The organism is Pseudolysinimonas yzui (genome assembly GCF_014653215.1).
Classification (GTDB): Bacteria; Actinomycetota; Actinomycetes; order Actinomycetales; family Microbacteriaceae; genus Pseudolysinimonas_A; species Pseudolysinimonas_A yzui.
Genome location: NZ_BNAI01000001.1, coordinates 627,455 through 641,356, shown reverse-complemented (window position 1 = coordinate 641,356; position 13,902 = coordinate 627,455). Strand labels below are relative to the sequence as shown.

The following is a 13,902-nucleotide window of genomic DNA, read 5'->3' as shown; positions in this document are numbered from 1 at the left end:
TGGTTTCGACACGCCGCCTGCGGCGGCTACTCAACCACCGAGGTGGGCGGGGTGGTCAGGTAGCGCGGCGGATGATGCCGAGCGGGGTGGACTCGTGGCCCTGGCCGATCGGGTTGTCCTTGAGGATGCGCGCCACGAGCAGCTCGGTCGCGCGATCGGTCGTTGAACCGAGCACGTTGCCGCCGATGTCGTTGATGTCGACGAGGAAGACCTCGACGCGCTTGCCGTGCTGCGCCAGCATGTCGCCGACCTGCTGCGAGGTCTGCTTCGGCTTCGCGGCGGTCAGCACGACCATCTCGTCGTACGGCGGGATCGTCGGGTAGCCGGGGCCGTCGATGCCGCGCGCCTTGGTGCCGGCGATCCGGTAGAAGTCGCCGGTGCGCCCGAAGCGCTTGGTGATCACCGAGACGGCGGCGGCGAACAGGATGCGCGGCGTGCCGACCTCGCGGATCGCCCACTCCATCGTCTCGGGGATGCCGAGGCCGATGCCCCACGGGGTGCGCACGACGCGCTTGCTGAGCCACACCGCGAGGGGCCGGGCCTTCGTCTCCGCGACCGGGTAGGCGCGGCCCTGCGAGCCGGCGACCATCTTCTCGGTCATGAACAGCCAGTCGCCGTCCTGCAGCAGCTCGAGGGCGTACTTCTCGATCACCGGGTGGAGCGGCTCCCCGGGCAGCACCACGTGCGTCTTGATCGGGATGCGCTCGTACCGCACACCGTCGACTTCGACCTCACGAGGCCGCACCCGGTTCTCGTCGTAGGGGACGTCCAAACCGCGGCCTACTCGAGGTAGTCGCGCAGCGACTGCGAGCGGCTCGGGTGGCGCAGCTTCGCCATCGTCTTGGACTCGATCTGGCGGATGCGTTCCCGCGTCACGCCGAAGGTGTCACCGATCTGGTCGAGCGTCTTCGGCATCCCGTCGCCCAGACCGAACCGCATGCGGATGACGCCCGCCTCGCGCTCGGAGAGCGAATCGAGCAGCGACTCGAGCTGCTTCTGCAGCATCGTGAAGCCCACCGCGTCGGCCGGAACGACCGCTTCGGTGTCCTCGATGAGGTCGCCGAACTCGCTGTCGCCGTCTTCGCCGAGCGGGGTGTGCAGCGAGATCGGCTCCCGGCCGTACTTCTGCACCTCGATGACCTTCTCGGGGGTCATGTCGAGTTCGCGGCTGAGCTCTTCCGGAGTGGGTTCGCGGCCCAGGTCTTGCAGCATCTGGCGCTGCACGCGGGCGAGCTTGTTGATGACCTCGACCATGTGCACCGGGATGCGAATGGTGCGGGCCTGGTCGGCCATCGCGCGGGTGATCGCCTGACGGATCCACCACGTCGCGTACGTCGAGAACTTGAAGCCCTTGGTGTAGTCGAACTTCTCGACCGCACGGATGAGGCCCAGGTTGCCCTCCTGGATGAGGTCGAGGAACTGCATGCCACGACCGGTGTACCGCTTCGCGAGCGAGACGACGAGGCGCAGGTTGGCGCCGAGCAGGTGGCTCTTCGCGCGCTGGCCGTCGCGGGCGACCCAGGCGAGTTCGCGCCCCAGCTGGCTGCGCTTCTCGGTGTCGGCCATCTGCGAGAGCTTCTCTTCGGCGAACAGGCCCGCCTCGATGCGCATCGCGAGCTCGACCTCTTCGGCGGCGTTGAGCAGCGCCACCTTGCCGATCTGCTTGAGGTAGTCCTTGACCGGGTCGGCCGTCGCCCCGGTGATCGCGGCCGAGTAGACGGGGATGTCGTCCTCGTCGTCGGTCATCGACAGGCGAAGGGCCCCGGTGGGAAGCACCTCGATGGGCTTGTCGTCGTCGTCTTCGTCGTCGTCGCTCTCGGCGGCGTCGTCGTCGGCGACGACCTCGACGGCGGCCGGCTTCTCGACCTCGACCTCGTCGTCGACGACGACGTCGTCATCGATGACGATCTCTTCGACGTCGGTCGGGTCGATCTCGATGTCGTCGATGTCTTCGTCGACGTCGGTCTCACCGGCGGGTGCCGCCTTGGCGCGCGATGCCTTCGCCGTCGAAGCCTTCGCGGGCGCCTTGGTGGCGGGAGTCTTCGCAGCAGCGGACTTCGCGGCACCGGTCTTGGCGGCAGCAGTCTTGGTCGCAGCAGTCGTGGTCGCGGCGGTCTTGGCCGCCGGCTTGGCGGCAGCGGCCTTCACCGGTGCGGTGGCCGCCGTCTTCTTCGCGGCCTTCACCTCAGCGGGCGCGGCATCCTTCGCAGGCGACGTGGAGTCCGCGGTCTTCGTGGTGGATCGGGGGGCCATCCGGGTTCCCTTCCGCGACCCGTTCGGGCCGGCAATTCCGGGCATTACTAAGACCCTTGTCAAGTCCCCCGCGTTTCCTTGGAAACCTTCGGGGACCCGACCGGGTCTTGAAGGATCATTCTCGCACACTCCGGCAACTCCGGCTTGCACACCGGCGCCACCGTGGGCTACGGGAGCTCAGCGATCGTCGTCGCGGCGATTCGCGAGGAACTTCTCCAGCTCGGCGGCGATCGTGTCCGCGGTCGGCAGTTCGCCGCTGGAATCCATCAGCGGCGACGGCATCGGGTTCTCTTCCATATAGCTGTCGTGCCGCTCCTCGAGGGCCCCGACGAGGCGCTCGAGCTCCTGGTTGCCGTGCACCTGGTCATCGACCTTCGCCAGGAAGTCGCGGTTCTCCTCGCGCAGCCGGTCGGTCGGGAAGATCAGCCCGGTGGCGGCGCTGATGCTCTCGAGCGCGGTCACGGCCGCTTGCGGGAACTCGGTGTCGGAGAGGTAGTGCGGGATGAGCAGCACGAAGCCCGCGGTCGGGTGTCCGAGCTGTTGCAGCCGGTACTCCAGCAGGTGCAGCGCATTCGACGGCACCTGCGTGCGCGGCTTCCAGACCGACAGCGAATCGATCAGGTCGAGCCGGTTGCCGCTCACCGTCACCCCGATCGGGCGGGTATGCGGGGTGGGCATCGCGATCGCGTGCACCCACGTGGTGTCTTTGACGCCGTACTTCTCGACGAGCTGAACCACCGCAGCCGTGAACCGCTCCCACTGGAAGTCGGGCTCGAACCCGGTGAGGAAGAGGAACTGCTGCCCCATCTCGTCACGAGCCAGATACAGCGAGAGCTTCGCCGGCTTGTACTCGCTCAGGTGATCCTGATCGAAGAACATCATCGGGCGCCGCGCCCGGTAGTCCAGGAGCGCGTCGGTGTCGAAGGCGACCACCTCGCTCATCTCGAGGTTGTCGAGCAGGTACTGACTCACCTGGCTGACCGCGCCGCCCGCATCGGCGAAGCCGGTGAGCCCCGCGACGAGATGCAGACCGCGGGGCACCTGGCCGACCTCGACCGACAGGTCGTACAGCCCGCCCGGATCTCGCATGTCCACATTCTATTTCCGGGGTCTGCGCTCCTGCTGGAGAACCACGAGTCGCCGGTCAAGCCGTGAGCGAACACGCGGTTAGCATGGCCCGATGGCCGTACCGGTGCTTTCGATCTCCTCCTCCGATCCGACGAGCACCGCGGCGGAGGTGCTCGTGCTCGGGGTGCGCAAGACCGCCGACGGCCCTCGACTCGCGGTCGACGGCGAGGCATTCCCGGCCGTCACGCGTGCCCTCACCGAGGTCGCGGCGACCGGCGGCGTCGACGAGCTCCGCCGCCTTCCCGCGCTCGACGGCACCACCGCATCCATCGCCCTCATCGGCCTCGGTTCCGGCGAGATCACGATCGACTCGTTGCGGTATGCCGCCGGATCGGCCGCCCGCCAGCTCACCGGCATCGAACGCCTCGCGATCGCGCTGCCCGTGACGAGCGGCGCGGAAGCCCTCGCCGTGCTCGAGGGTGCCGCGATCGGCGCCTACGCCTACACCGGCTACCGGGTGACGACGATCGGCACGACCAAGACCCCCGCCGACGACATCGTCGTGCACCTGCCTGCCGACGTCGCCGACGACGCCCAGCCGCTCGTCGATCGAGCCACGACCGTCGCCACCGCCATCCACACCGTGCGCGACCTCGTGAACACCCCACCGTCCGACCTCTACCCCGAGACGCTCGCCGCCGCGGCCGTCGACGCGGCACAGGGGTTGCCGCTCGAGGTCGAGGTGCTCGACGAGACCGAGCTCGAAGCCGGCGGCTACGGCGGAATCCTGGCGGTGGGGCGCGGATCGGTGCGGCCGCCGCGACTCGTCGTCGTGCGCTACTCCCCCGCGGAGGCCACCCGCCACCTCGCCCTCGTCGGCAAGGGCATCACCTTCGACTCGGGGGGCCTGTCGCTCAAGCCCCCCGCGGGAATGGTCGGCATGAAGTACGACATGACCGGCGCGGTCACCGCGCTCGCCGTGGTCGTCGCCGCCGCGAGACTCGCCCTTCCCGTGCGGCTCACCGCCTGGCTGTGCATCGCCGAGAACATGCCCTCCGGCTCAGCCGCGCGGCCCAACGACGTGCTGCGGATGCGCGGCGGCACGACCGTCGAGGTGCTCAACACCGACGCCGAAGGGCGCCTGGTGCTCGCCGACGGGCTCGTCGCCGCGAGCGAAGAAGAACCGGATGCCATCGTCGATGTCGCGACCCTCACCGGCGCCGCGCGCGTCGCGATGGGCGAGCGGTATACCCCGGTGATGGGCGACGACGAGATGGTGCAGAAGGTCGTCGCCGCGGGGGCGGCGGTCGGCGAGGTGCTCTGGCCGATGCCGATGCCCCCCGAGCTGCGCTCGCTGCTCGACAGCGACGTCGCCGACATCGCCAACGCGAAGCCGGGCAACACCGCCGGTGGCATGCTCATCGCCGCGCACTTCCTCAGGGCCTTCGTCGGCAGCACCGGCGAAGGGGCCGAAAAGCGCAGCATCCCGTGGGCGCACCTCGATATCGCGGGCGTCGCGAACAACCCGGGCAGCCCGCACGGCGGGATCGGCAAGGGTCCGACCGGCACGACGGTGCGCACGCTGCTGCGCTTCGCGGAAGACTTTTCCGCGTCGTAGTAGGGTCTATCTGGCAAGGAACACCTTGCCCTTCTGGGCCACACGCCACCCTCTGTACTGGCCCGCAATCGCACGCATATAGGGAGTCGCCGGGTGTCCGAGCAGAACTTCGACCTTGTCGTTCTGGGTGCAGGAAGCGGTGGCTACGCCGCCGCGCTGCGCGCCAGCCAGTTGGGCCTCACGGTCGGACTGATCGAAAAGGGGAAGGTCGGCGGCACCTGTCTGCACGTCGGCTGCATCCCCACCAAGGCGTTGTTGCACGCCGCTGAGGTGGCGGATGTCACGCGCGAGTCCGCCAAGTACGGCGTGTCCGCGACGTTCGGCGGCATCGACATCGCCGGCGTCACGACCTACCGCGAAGAAGTCGTCGCGAGCAAGTGGAAGGGCCTCCAGGGCCTCATCAAGGCGCGCGGCATCACCACGATCGAAGGCGAGGGGCGCCTCACCTCCCCCACGAGCGTTCAGGTCGGCGACGTGACCGTCACCGGAAAGAACGTCATCCTCGCGACCGGGTCGTACTCGCGTTCGCTGCCCGGCCTCGAGATCGGCGGGCGCGTCATCACCTCCGAGCAGGCGCTCGCCCTCGACTTCGTGCCGAAGAAGGTCGCCGTGCTCGGCGGCGGCGTCATCGGCGTCGAGTTCTCGAGCGTGTGGCGCTCGTTCGGCACCGAGGTCACCATCATCGAGGCGCTTCCGAACCTCGTTCCCAACGAGGACATCGCGATCTCGAAGGCATTCGAGCGGGCGTTCCGCAAGCGCGGCATCGAGTTCAAGACCGGGGTGCGCTTCGCCGGCGTCACCCAGAACGAGTCGGGCGTCGTCGTCTCGCTCGAGAACGGCGAGACCGTCGAAGCCGAGCTGCTGCTCGTCGCCGTCGGTCGCGGCCCCGCCACGGCGAACCTCGGATTCGAAGAGGTCGGCGTGACGATGGATCGCGGCTTCGTCCTCACCGACGAGCGACTGCGCACCAACATCCCCGGCGTCTGGGCGGTCGGCGACATCGTTCCGGGTCTGCAGCTCGCGCACCGCGGCTTCCAGCAGGGCATCTTCGTCGCCGAGGAGATCGCGGGCCTGAACCCGATCGTCGTCGACGACGTCAACATCCCCAAGGTCACCTACTCCGACCCCGAGGTCGCGTCGATCGGCCTCACCGAGGCGAAGGCGGTCGAGAAGTTCGGCGCGGATGCCATCGCCACCTATGACTACAACCTCGCCGGCAACGGCAAGAGCCACATCATCGGCACCTCGGGCAACGTCAAGGTCGTGCGTCAGAAGGACGGCCCCGTGCTCGGCGTGCACATGATCGGTGCCCGCGTCGGGGAGCTCATCGGCGAGGCGCAGCTCGCAGTGAACTGGGAGGCGTACCCCGAAGACATCGCCCCCTACATCCACGCGCACCCGACGCAGAACGAAGCCCTCGGTGAGGCATTCCTCGCCATCGCGGGCAAGCCGCTGCACGGCATCTGACCCGCGCAAATCACGCGCAGCTAAGCTATCCACACAGGCTTCGAAGGAGCACCCCTGATGAGCGAATCGGTCACCCTCCCGGCACTCGGCGAGAGCGTCACGGAAGGCACCGTCACCCGCTGGCTGAAGAAGGTCGGCGACCGCGTCGAGGTCGACGAGCCGCTGCTCGAAGTCTCGACCGACAAGGTCGACACCGAGATCCCGTCGCCCGTCGCGGGCGTGATCGAGCAGATCCTCGTGCAGGAAGACGAGACCGTCGAGGTCGGCGCCGTCCTGGTCACGATCGGCGATGGATCGGGTGCTGCCGCTCCGGCTGAGGCTCCCGCGCCGGCAGCAGCCCCGGCTCCGGAGCCCGTCGCCGCGCCCGAGCCCGCTCCGGCACCTGAGCCCGCACCGGCACCTGAACCGGTCGCCGCGCCCGAGCCCACCCCGGCACCCGCGGCAGCTCCGGCACCTGCTCCCGAGCCGGTGCAGGCACCCGCTGCGCCGCCGGCACCCGCGGCAGCACCCGCTCCCGTGGCGACACCTGCTCCCGCGGCGGCTCCCGCTGCCGCTCCGGCACCCGTTGCCGCTCCGGCCCCCGCGACCGCACCCGTCTCGGCCGGCGCGAACGCGCACGCCGGCTACGTCACCCCGATCGTGCGCAAGCTCGCCAACGACAAGGGCATCGACCTGGCGACCGTGACCGGCACCGGTGTCGGCGGACGCATCCGCAAGCAGGATGTACTCGCCGCGGGCGCCCCCGCCGTGTCGACGGTCGCACCGACGCCGACCGCTGCACCGGTGCTCGAGGTGTCGCCGCTGCGCGGCACCACGGTTCCGATGTCGCGCCTGCGCAAGGTCGTCGCCGAGCGCGCCGTCGTGTCGATGCAGACCCTCGCCCAGCTCACGACCGTCGTCGAGGTCGACGTCACCAGGGTCGCGAACTACCGTGACGAGGTGAAGGCGGCGTTCCAGGCCAAGACCGGCCAGAAGCTCAGCTTCCTGCCGTTCTTCGTTCTCGCCGCCGCTGAGGCGCTCAAGGCGTACCCGATCATCAACGCGACGGTCGACGGAGACAACATCGTCTACCCGGATCACGAGAACGTGAGCATCGCCGTCGACACCGAGCGCGGCCTGCTCACCCCCGTGGTGCGCAACGCCAGCGATCTCAACATCGCGCAGCTCGCGGTCGAGATCGCCGACAAGGCGGATCGCACCCGCAGCAACAAGCTCACGCCCGACGAGCTCTCCGGCGGCACCTTCACGGTGACCAACACCGGATCCCGTGGCGCGCTGTTCGACACGCCCATCGTGTTCCTGCCGCAGTCCGCGATCCTCGGAACGGGCATCGTCGTGAAGAAGCCCGTCGTCGTGACGGACGAGGGGCTCGACGCGATCGCGATCCGGTCGACCGTGTACCTCGCGCTGTCGTACGACCACCGCATCGTCGACGGTGCCGACGCCGCCCGCTTCCTCGGCGCGGTCAAGGCCCGCCTCGAGAGCGGCGACTTCGCCGGCAAGCTCGGCATCTAGTCCGGCACACCGACGTCATCCGAAACGGCTGGCGCATCCAGGTACTCGTCGTTCACGTACTGCCTGATGCGCCAGCCGTTCTGCGTTCGCATCAGCAGCACCGATGCGGGTGCGCTTCCGGGTGGCAGGTCGAGCAGGGCCGCGTCACCCAGTCGCTCGACGAGCACAGGGTTACCGACGAGGATCTCCGCGTCGGGGTACTCGCCGCCCGCCTGAACGCCGCGGATGAGCGCCACATCGTCGGCGTACGCCGCCGAATCGGGTTGCACGACCTCGTCGAGGCAGAGCACCGAGAGATCGCGCAGACAGCGTTCCCGGTGCTCCAGCAGCACGACAGCGGCTTCGACCGGATCATCGGGGAGCGACGGCTCCGCTTCCGACGTCTCGAGCGGCGTGGGGGTCGGTTCCGCGACCGATGAGGCGACGGGCGCCGCCGGCACGAGCGCGAGCGCACCGACCAGGCCCAGCCCACCCGCGAACGCCCCCAGCACGACGCGTCGGCGCCGCGGGTCCCAGGCCGACCAGACCGCAAGCACGCGCGCGGCGGGCTCGGCGAGACGCTCCCGCAGCCACTCCGGCAGCAACGCCGTCAGCCAGGCCGGGAGGCCGGCAGGCGGTGCGTCGTCGACGTGCTCCGGTTGCTGCGGCTCCCCCATCCGCACCGCGACGACGTCGGCGTCGTCGGTGAACCGCACCGGTGTCGCGCTCGCGAGCGCGAAGAGCCGATCGGCGAGGTCACCCGGCGCCGTCGAGGCGAGCCCGGCGGCGAGGCCCCGCGCACCCTGAGCCCCCGGCCCGACGACCCGCCCCAGCACGACCTCCGCGATGGCGGCAAGTGAGGCGCGATCGGCGCCGACGCCCGCCACCGTCTCCCGCACGACCTCGGGCGTCTCCGCCGGAAAGAACTCCGCGCCGCCGAATCCGGTGAGAGTCGGCGCCCCGTCGTCGCGAAAGCAGATCGCGCCGAGCGAGAGGCCGCCGTGGGCGACGCCGAGGGCATGGATGCGGTCGACCGTCGCCGCGATGGGCGCGAGGATCGTCACCGCCTCTCCGGCATCCAGCCCGCTGCGTCGTTCGAGCAGCTCGGCGAGGGTGCCGTTCGGCAGCCGTTCGAGCACGAGCACCGTCTCGGCCCCGTCGGTCGCGACGTCGTCGAGGCCGACGACGTGGTCTCCCGCCGCACGAGAGAGCGCCTTGATCTCGACCGCGGTGCCGGGGTCGTCGGCGGGCGTGATCTTGAGCACGACCGTGCGGCCCTCGTCGAAGCCGAGCAGCAAAAGGGCCCGATCGCCGCGTCCGGCGGAGCGCAACACCCGGTAGCCGGCGACATCCTCCACCCGTCGATGGTCGACTCCCCGGCATGCGCCTGGCCGCCGTGCGCTCGAGTTTGTGCACGCCACGGCCGGCGACCGGCGGTGGAGGACCCGCGCGGGTAGGCTCGTGCCGTGGTCGACTACGTCGTCACGGGGCTAAGCGCCAACTCCGTGCCGTATTCCACTGCCCTTGAGATGCAGCGTGCCGTGCACGCCGACGTCGCGAGCGGCAGGGCGCCAGACACCGTCCTCCTTCTGGAGCACCCCTCGGTCTACACCGCGGGGAAGCGCACCGAAGCCCACGAACGTCCGTCCGACGGCACTCCCGTCATCGACGTCGACCGTGGCGGCAAGATCACCTGGCACGGACCCGGACAACTCGTCGGCTACGCGATCGTCAAGCTTGCCGATCCGATCGACGTCGTCGCCTACGTGCGGCGGCTCGAGGGGATGCTGATCGACGTGCTTGCCGAGTTCGGCATCCCGGGGGTGCGCGTCGAGGGTCGCAGCGGGGTGTGGCTGGTGGATGCGAACCGCCGGGCGGGCGACAAGATCGCCGCGATCGGCATCCGGGTCGCCGACGGGGTCACCATGCACGGGTTCGCCCTCAACTGCTCGAACTCGTTCGACGCCTACCGCGCGATCGTCGCCTGCGGAATCTTCGACGCCGGCGTCACGAGCATCACCCGCGAACTCGGCCGCGAAATCACCCCGGAGGACGTCGTGCCGTTGATCGAGAAGCACTTCCTCACCCACCTCGCCCCCTCGCTCGCCGCGACCCCCGTGGGAGTCTCGGCATGAGCGCCATCCAGCTCGGCACTGAGTCCTTGGGGTCGGGCGGCCGCAAGTTGCTGCGCCTCGAGGTGCGCAACGCCGAAACCCCGATCGAGCGCAAGCCCGAGTGGATCAAGACGCGCGCCAAGATGGGCCCGGAGTACACCGCGCTGCACAGCCTCGTGAAAGACGAGGGGCTGCACACGGTGTGCCAGGAGGCCGGCTGTCCGAACATCTACGAGTGCTGGGAAGACAAAGAGGCGACGTTCCTCATCGGAGGCAGCCAGTGCACCCGGCGCTGCGACTTCTGCCAGATCGACACCGGCAAGCCCGCCGACTACGACACCGACGAGCCGCGGCGCGTCGCGGAATCGGTGACCCGCATGGGCCTGCGCTACGCGACCGTCACGGGTGTCGCCCGGGATGATCTGCCGGACGAGGGCGCCTGGCTGCACGCCGAGACGGTGCGCGCCATCCATGCCGCCAACCCCGGCACCGGTGTCGAGATCCTGGCGACCGACTTCTCGGGCAACCCCGATCTGCTCGGCGAGGTGTTCTCGAGCCGCCCCGAGGTGTTCGCCCACAACGTCGAGACGGTCCCGCGCATCTTCAAGCGCATCCGTCCCGCGTTCCGCTACGAGAAGAGCCTCGACGTGCTCACCCAGGCGCGCGCGGCGGGCCTCATCACGAAGTCGAACCTCATCCTCGGAATGGGCGAGACCCGCGAGGAGGTCAGCCAGGCGCTGCACGACCTGCACGACGCCGGAACCGACATCATCACGATCACCCAGTACCTGCGGCCCTCGGCGCGGCACCTGCCGGTCGACCGCTGGGTCAACCCGGCCGAGTTCGTCGAGATGAAAGAGGAGGCCGAAGCGATCGGGTTCCTCGGGGTTCTCGCCGGGCCGCTGGTGCGCTCGTCGTACCGTGCCGGGCGCCTGTGGGCGCGTTCGATGATGGCGAAGGGGCGCGACATCCCGCAGCACCTCCAGCACCTCGCCGACGCCGAACTGGGCTTCGCGCAAGCGGTGTCGTAACTGCCTCTATCGTTGATCACATGGCACGCCCCACCCCCGCTCCGGCAAAGGAACCCGGCCGTCTGAAGCAGATGTGGCAGGTCTTCCAGATGACCCGCCGCTACGACGGCACGATCGTCCTGTACCTCCTGCTCGCCTTCCTCGCGCCCATCGGCGCGGGCATCGTGCTGGCGGTGATCTTCGGCGCCGGAAACCCGGTGCTGTGGATCCTGTACATCGTCGCCGGCGTTCTGGCGGGAGTGCTGCTCAGCCTCATCGTGCTCGGCCGGCGCGCCGAGAAGGCCGCGTTCTCGCAGATCGAAGGTCAGGCCGGAGCGGTCGGGGCGGTGCTCAAGAGCTCGCTGCGCCGCTCGTGGACGGGCAACGAGATCCCGATCAACTTCAACAAGACCCAGGATGCCGTCTACCGCGCCGTCGGCAAGGGAGGCGTCGTGCTCATCGGCGAGGGACCGCGCACCCGCACCCAGCCGATGCTCGACAAGGAGCGTGCGAACGTGCGCCGCATCCTGCCCGAGGTGCCGGTGCACCTGATCTACGTCGACGCCCACGACCCCGAGGCGACCTCGCTGCACCGCATCGTGCCGACACTCGCCAAATACAAGCGGGCGCTCAACAAGTCGGAGATCCAGGCGGTGTCGAACCGACTGCAGTCGCTCGGCAAGAACGGCCTCCCCATCCCGAAGGGCATCGACCCGCAGCGCGTGCGGGCACCGCGCCCTCGCTAGAGGTCTTCCGCTACACCCGCACCAGAAGGGTGCCGGCAGCCCGGTCGTGCAGACCGCGCTGGTCGGCATCCCAGATCACGGCGGGAACGAACAGGCACACCAGCAGGGTGCGCACGAGAGCCCGCCACGGCGCCAGGCGTCCGGGATCGAGGGGCACGACGCGCATCCCGAGCAGCAGGTGCCCGACGCCGCCATTCAGCAGGAGCAGGAACAGCAGCTGGATGCCGGCGAACAGCCCGAGGGTGACGAATCCGTTCGTCTGCCACGGGCCGGTCGAGAAGAACACGAGCGAGATGACGGATGCGAGGGCCCAGTCGATCGCCAGCGCGGCGATCCGGCGTGCCGGTCGGGCGATCGAGCGCGGGCCCGACTCGGGAAGCCCCAGGCGCTCGCCGGGCCAACGTTGATCGACCGGCGTGCTCACGGCATCCAGCCTAGGGTCGCGCACCGCCGTAACATCCCCGAAACAATTCGGTCACCCTCGGGAAATGGCCCTCCCCTAGCCTCAGACGGAGGCTGCACCCCGCAGCCCATGCGTTCCACGGCCCTCTGGAGTAACTCCTATGTCCACCCCTCTGTTCAGCGACTCGTCTGAGGTGCTGAAGTTCATCAAGGACACGGATGTCAAATTCCTCGACATCCGCTTCACCGACCTTCCTGGAATCCAGCAGCACTTCAACATCCCGGCCTCGACCGTCGATGAGGAGTTCTTCTCGGTGGGCCAGCTGTTCGACGGTTCGTCGATCCGCGGCTTCCAGTCGATTCACGAATCCGACCTGCAGCTCATCCCGGACATCTCGACGGCGTTCGTCGACCCGTTCCGTACCGAGCGCACCCTCGTCATCATCTTCGACATCTACAACCCGCGGAACGGCGAGATCTACTCGCGCGACCCGCGTCAGGTCGCCAAGAAGGCCGAGAAGTACCTCGCCTCGACCGGCATCGCCGACACCGCGTTCTTCGCCCCCGAGGCCGAGTTCTTCATCTTCGACGACGTCAAGTACGAGGTGAAGCAGAACAAGTCGTACTACGAGGTCGACTCCTCCGAAGCAGCCTGGAACTCGGGCCGCGACGAAGAGGGCGGCAACCTCGCCAACAAGACCCCGTACAAGGGCGGCTACTTCCCCGTCACCCCGGTCGACCAGCACGCCGACCTGCGCGACGACATCGTGCTGAAGCTCATCGAGGTGGGCCTCGAGGTCGAGCGCTCGCACCACGAGGTCGGCACCGCCGGTCAGGGCGAGATCAACTACAAGTTCGACACGATGGTGCACGCCGCCGACGACATCCTGAAGTTCAAGTACATCGTCAAGAACACGGCGCTCGAGTGGGGCAAGGTCGCGACCTTCATGCCGAAGCCGCTCATGGGCGACAACGGTTCGGGCATGCACACCCACCAGTCGCTGTGGAACGACGGCAAGCCGCTGTTCTACGACGAGAAGGGCTACGGCGGACTCTCCGACATCGCCCGCTGGTACATCGGCGGCATCCTCAAGCACGCCCGCGCGATCGCCGCGTTCACCAACCCGACCGTCAACTCCTACCACCGGCTCATCCCCGGCTTCGAGGCCCCGGTCAACCTGGTGTACTCGGCCGGTAACCGCTCGGCGTCGATCCGCATCCCGATCACGGGCACCAACCCGAAGGCCAAGCGCATCGAGTACCGCGCGCCCGACGCCTCCGGCAACCCGTACCTCGCCTTCGCCGCCCAGCTGATGGCCGGCCTCGACGGGATCAAGAACAAGATCGAGCCGCACGAGCCCGTCGACAAGGACCTCTACGAGCTCCCGCCCGAGGAGGCGCAGAACATCCCGCAGCTTCCGGGTTCGCTCGACGAGGCTCTCCGCGAGTTGGAGGCCGACCACGACTTCCTCCTCGAGGGTGGCGTGTTCACGCAGGACCTCATCGACACGTGGATCGACTACAAGCGCGAGAAGGAGCTTCTCCCCTTCGCGCAGCGGCCGCACCCCTTCGAGTACGAGCTGTACTTCGGGGTCTGATCCTCAGCTGTACGCACGGGCCGCGTTCCTTCGGGAGCGCGGCCCTTCGCGTTGCTCCTGGTTCGTGTTACTCCGCCATGTGCCCGTTGCTCCGCGCGAATCCGGCGGTGTAGGAAGCAAACCGCGGAGCAT

12 protein-coding genes are annotated in these 13,902 nt (G+C 68.8%); 7 read left to right on the top strand and 5 right to left on the bottom strand.

All coding sequences use genetic code 11. The features are described 5' to 3' along the window. Positions 1 to 55 precede the first annotated feature (55 nt). The 3 genes from IE173_RS03215 to IE173_RS03205 all read right to left on the bottom strand — a co-directional run bounded on the left by IE173_RS03215 (position 56) and on the right by IE173_RS03205 (position 3,342). Positions 56 to 745 carry a coenzyme F420-0:L-glutamate ligase gene (locus IE173_RS03215; RefSeq protein WP_191281907.1) on the bottom strand — a complete coding sequence of 230 codons (690 nt, stop codon included), beginning with the start codon at positions 743 to 745 and terminating at the stop codon, positions 56 to 58. 35 nt (positions 746 to 780) lie between these two features. Then, positions 781 to 2,253, bottom strand: a complete 1,473-nt coding sequence (locus IE173_RS03210) for an RNA polymerase sigma factor (RefSeq protein ID WP_191281906.1) — start codon at positions 2,251 to 2,253, stop codon at positions 781 to 783. Between the two features lie 177 nt (positions 2,254 to 2,430). Then, positions 2,431 to 3,342: a proteasome assembly chaperone family protein gene (locus IE173_RS03205; protein ID WP_191281905.1), complete on the bottom strand. Its 912-nt coding sequence runs from the start codon at positions 3,340 to 3,342 to the stop codon at positions 2,431 to 2,433. Positions 3,343 to 3,433: 91 nt separating this feature from the next. Here IE173_RS03205 and IE173_RS03200 point away from each other — a divergent pair, with 91 nt between their 5' ends. The 3 genes from IE173_RS03200 to sucB all read left to right on the top strand — a co-directional run bounded on the left by IE173_RS03200 (position 3,434) and on the right by sucB (position 7,921). Beyond that, a complete protein-coding gene (locus IE173_RS03200) occupies positions 3,434 to 4,939 on the top strand; it encodes a leucyl aminopeptidase (protein WP_191281904.1) in 1,506 nt (501 codons plus the stop codon). 93 nt (positions 4,940 to 5,032) lie between these two features. Then, the gene (gene lpdA, locus IE173_RS03195; RefSeq protein ID WP_191281903.1) at positions 5,033 to 6,406 is read left to right on the top strand and encodes a dihydrolipoyl dehydrogenase; all 1,374 of its coding nucleotides are present in this window, start codon (positions 5,033 to 5,035) and stop codon (positions 6,404 to 6,406) included. 57 nt (positions 6,407 to 6,463) lie between these two features. Next, entirely contained in the window at positions 6,464 to 7,921 is a 1,458-nt protein-coding gene (sucB, locus tag IE173_RS03190; protein WP_191281902.1) for a 2-oxoglutarate dehydrogenase, E2 component, dihydrolipoamide succinyltransferase, read from the top strand. Here sucB and IE173_RS03185 read toward each other — a convergent pair. Continuing rightward, on the bottom strand, positions 7,918 to 9,258 hold the full coding sequence (locus IE173_RS03185) for a protein kinase domain-containing protein (RefSeq protein ID WP_191281901.1): 1,341 nt from the start codon (positions 9,256 to 9,258) through the stop codon (positions 7,918 to 7,920). The two genes, sucB and IE173_RS03185, sit on opposite strands and share 4 nt — an antisense overlap. Before the next feature lie 108 nt (positions 9,259 to 9,366). Between IE173_RS03185 and lipB the strand changes: the two genes are divergently transcribed. Genes lipB through IE173_RS03170 form a run of 3 tightly spaced genes read left to right on the top strand, consistent with a single transcriptional unit; the run spans position 9,367 to position 11,770 of the window. Beyond that, on the top strand, positions 9,367 to 10,035 hold the full coding sequence (lipB, locus tag IE173_RS03180) for a lipoyl(octanoyl) transferase LipB (RefSeq protein ID WP_191281900.1): 669 nt from the start codon (positions 9,367 to 9,369) through the stop codon (positions 10,033 to 10,035). Further along, positions 10,032 to 11,045, top strand: a complete 1,014-nt coding sequence (lipA, locus tag IE173_RS03175) for a lipoyl synthase (RefSeq protein ID WP_191281899.1) — start codon at positions 10,032 to 10,034, stop codon at positions 11,043 to 11,045. The genes lipB and lipA overlap by 4 nt, the downstream gene beginning before the upstream one ends. Before the next feature lie 20 nt (positions 11,046 to 11,065). Then, a complete protein-coding gene (locus IE173_RS03170) occupies positions 11,066 to 11,770 on the top strand; it encodes a DUF4191 domain-containing protein (protein ID WP_191281898.1) in 705 nt (234 codons plus the stop codon). Positions 11,771 to 11,780: 10 nt separating this feature from the next. Here the strand turns inward: IE173_RS03170 and IE173_RS03165 are convergent, their stop codons facing one another. After that, positions 11,781 to 12,194 carry an RDD family protein gene (locus IE173_RS03165; RefSeq protein WP_229841844.1) on the bottom strand — a complete coding sequence of 138 codons (414 nt, stop codon included), beginning with the start codon at positions 12,192 to 12,194 and terminating at the stop codon, positions 11,781 to 11,783. A 151-nt stretch (positions 12,195 to 12,345) separates the two neighbouring features. Here IE173_RS03165 and glnA point away from each other — a divergent pair, with 151 nt between their 5' ends. Further along, a complete protein-coding gene (glnA, locus tag IE173_RS03160) occupies positions 12,346 to 13,770 on the top strand; it encodes a type I glutamate--ammonia ligase (RefSeq protein ID WP_191282459.1) in 1,425 nt (474 codons plus the stop codon). The last annotated feature ends 132 nt before the right edge of the window (positions 13,771 to 13,902 follow it).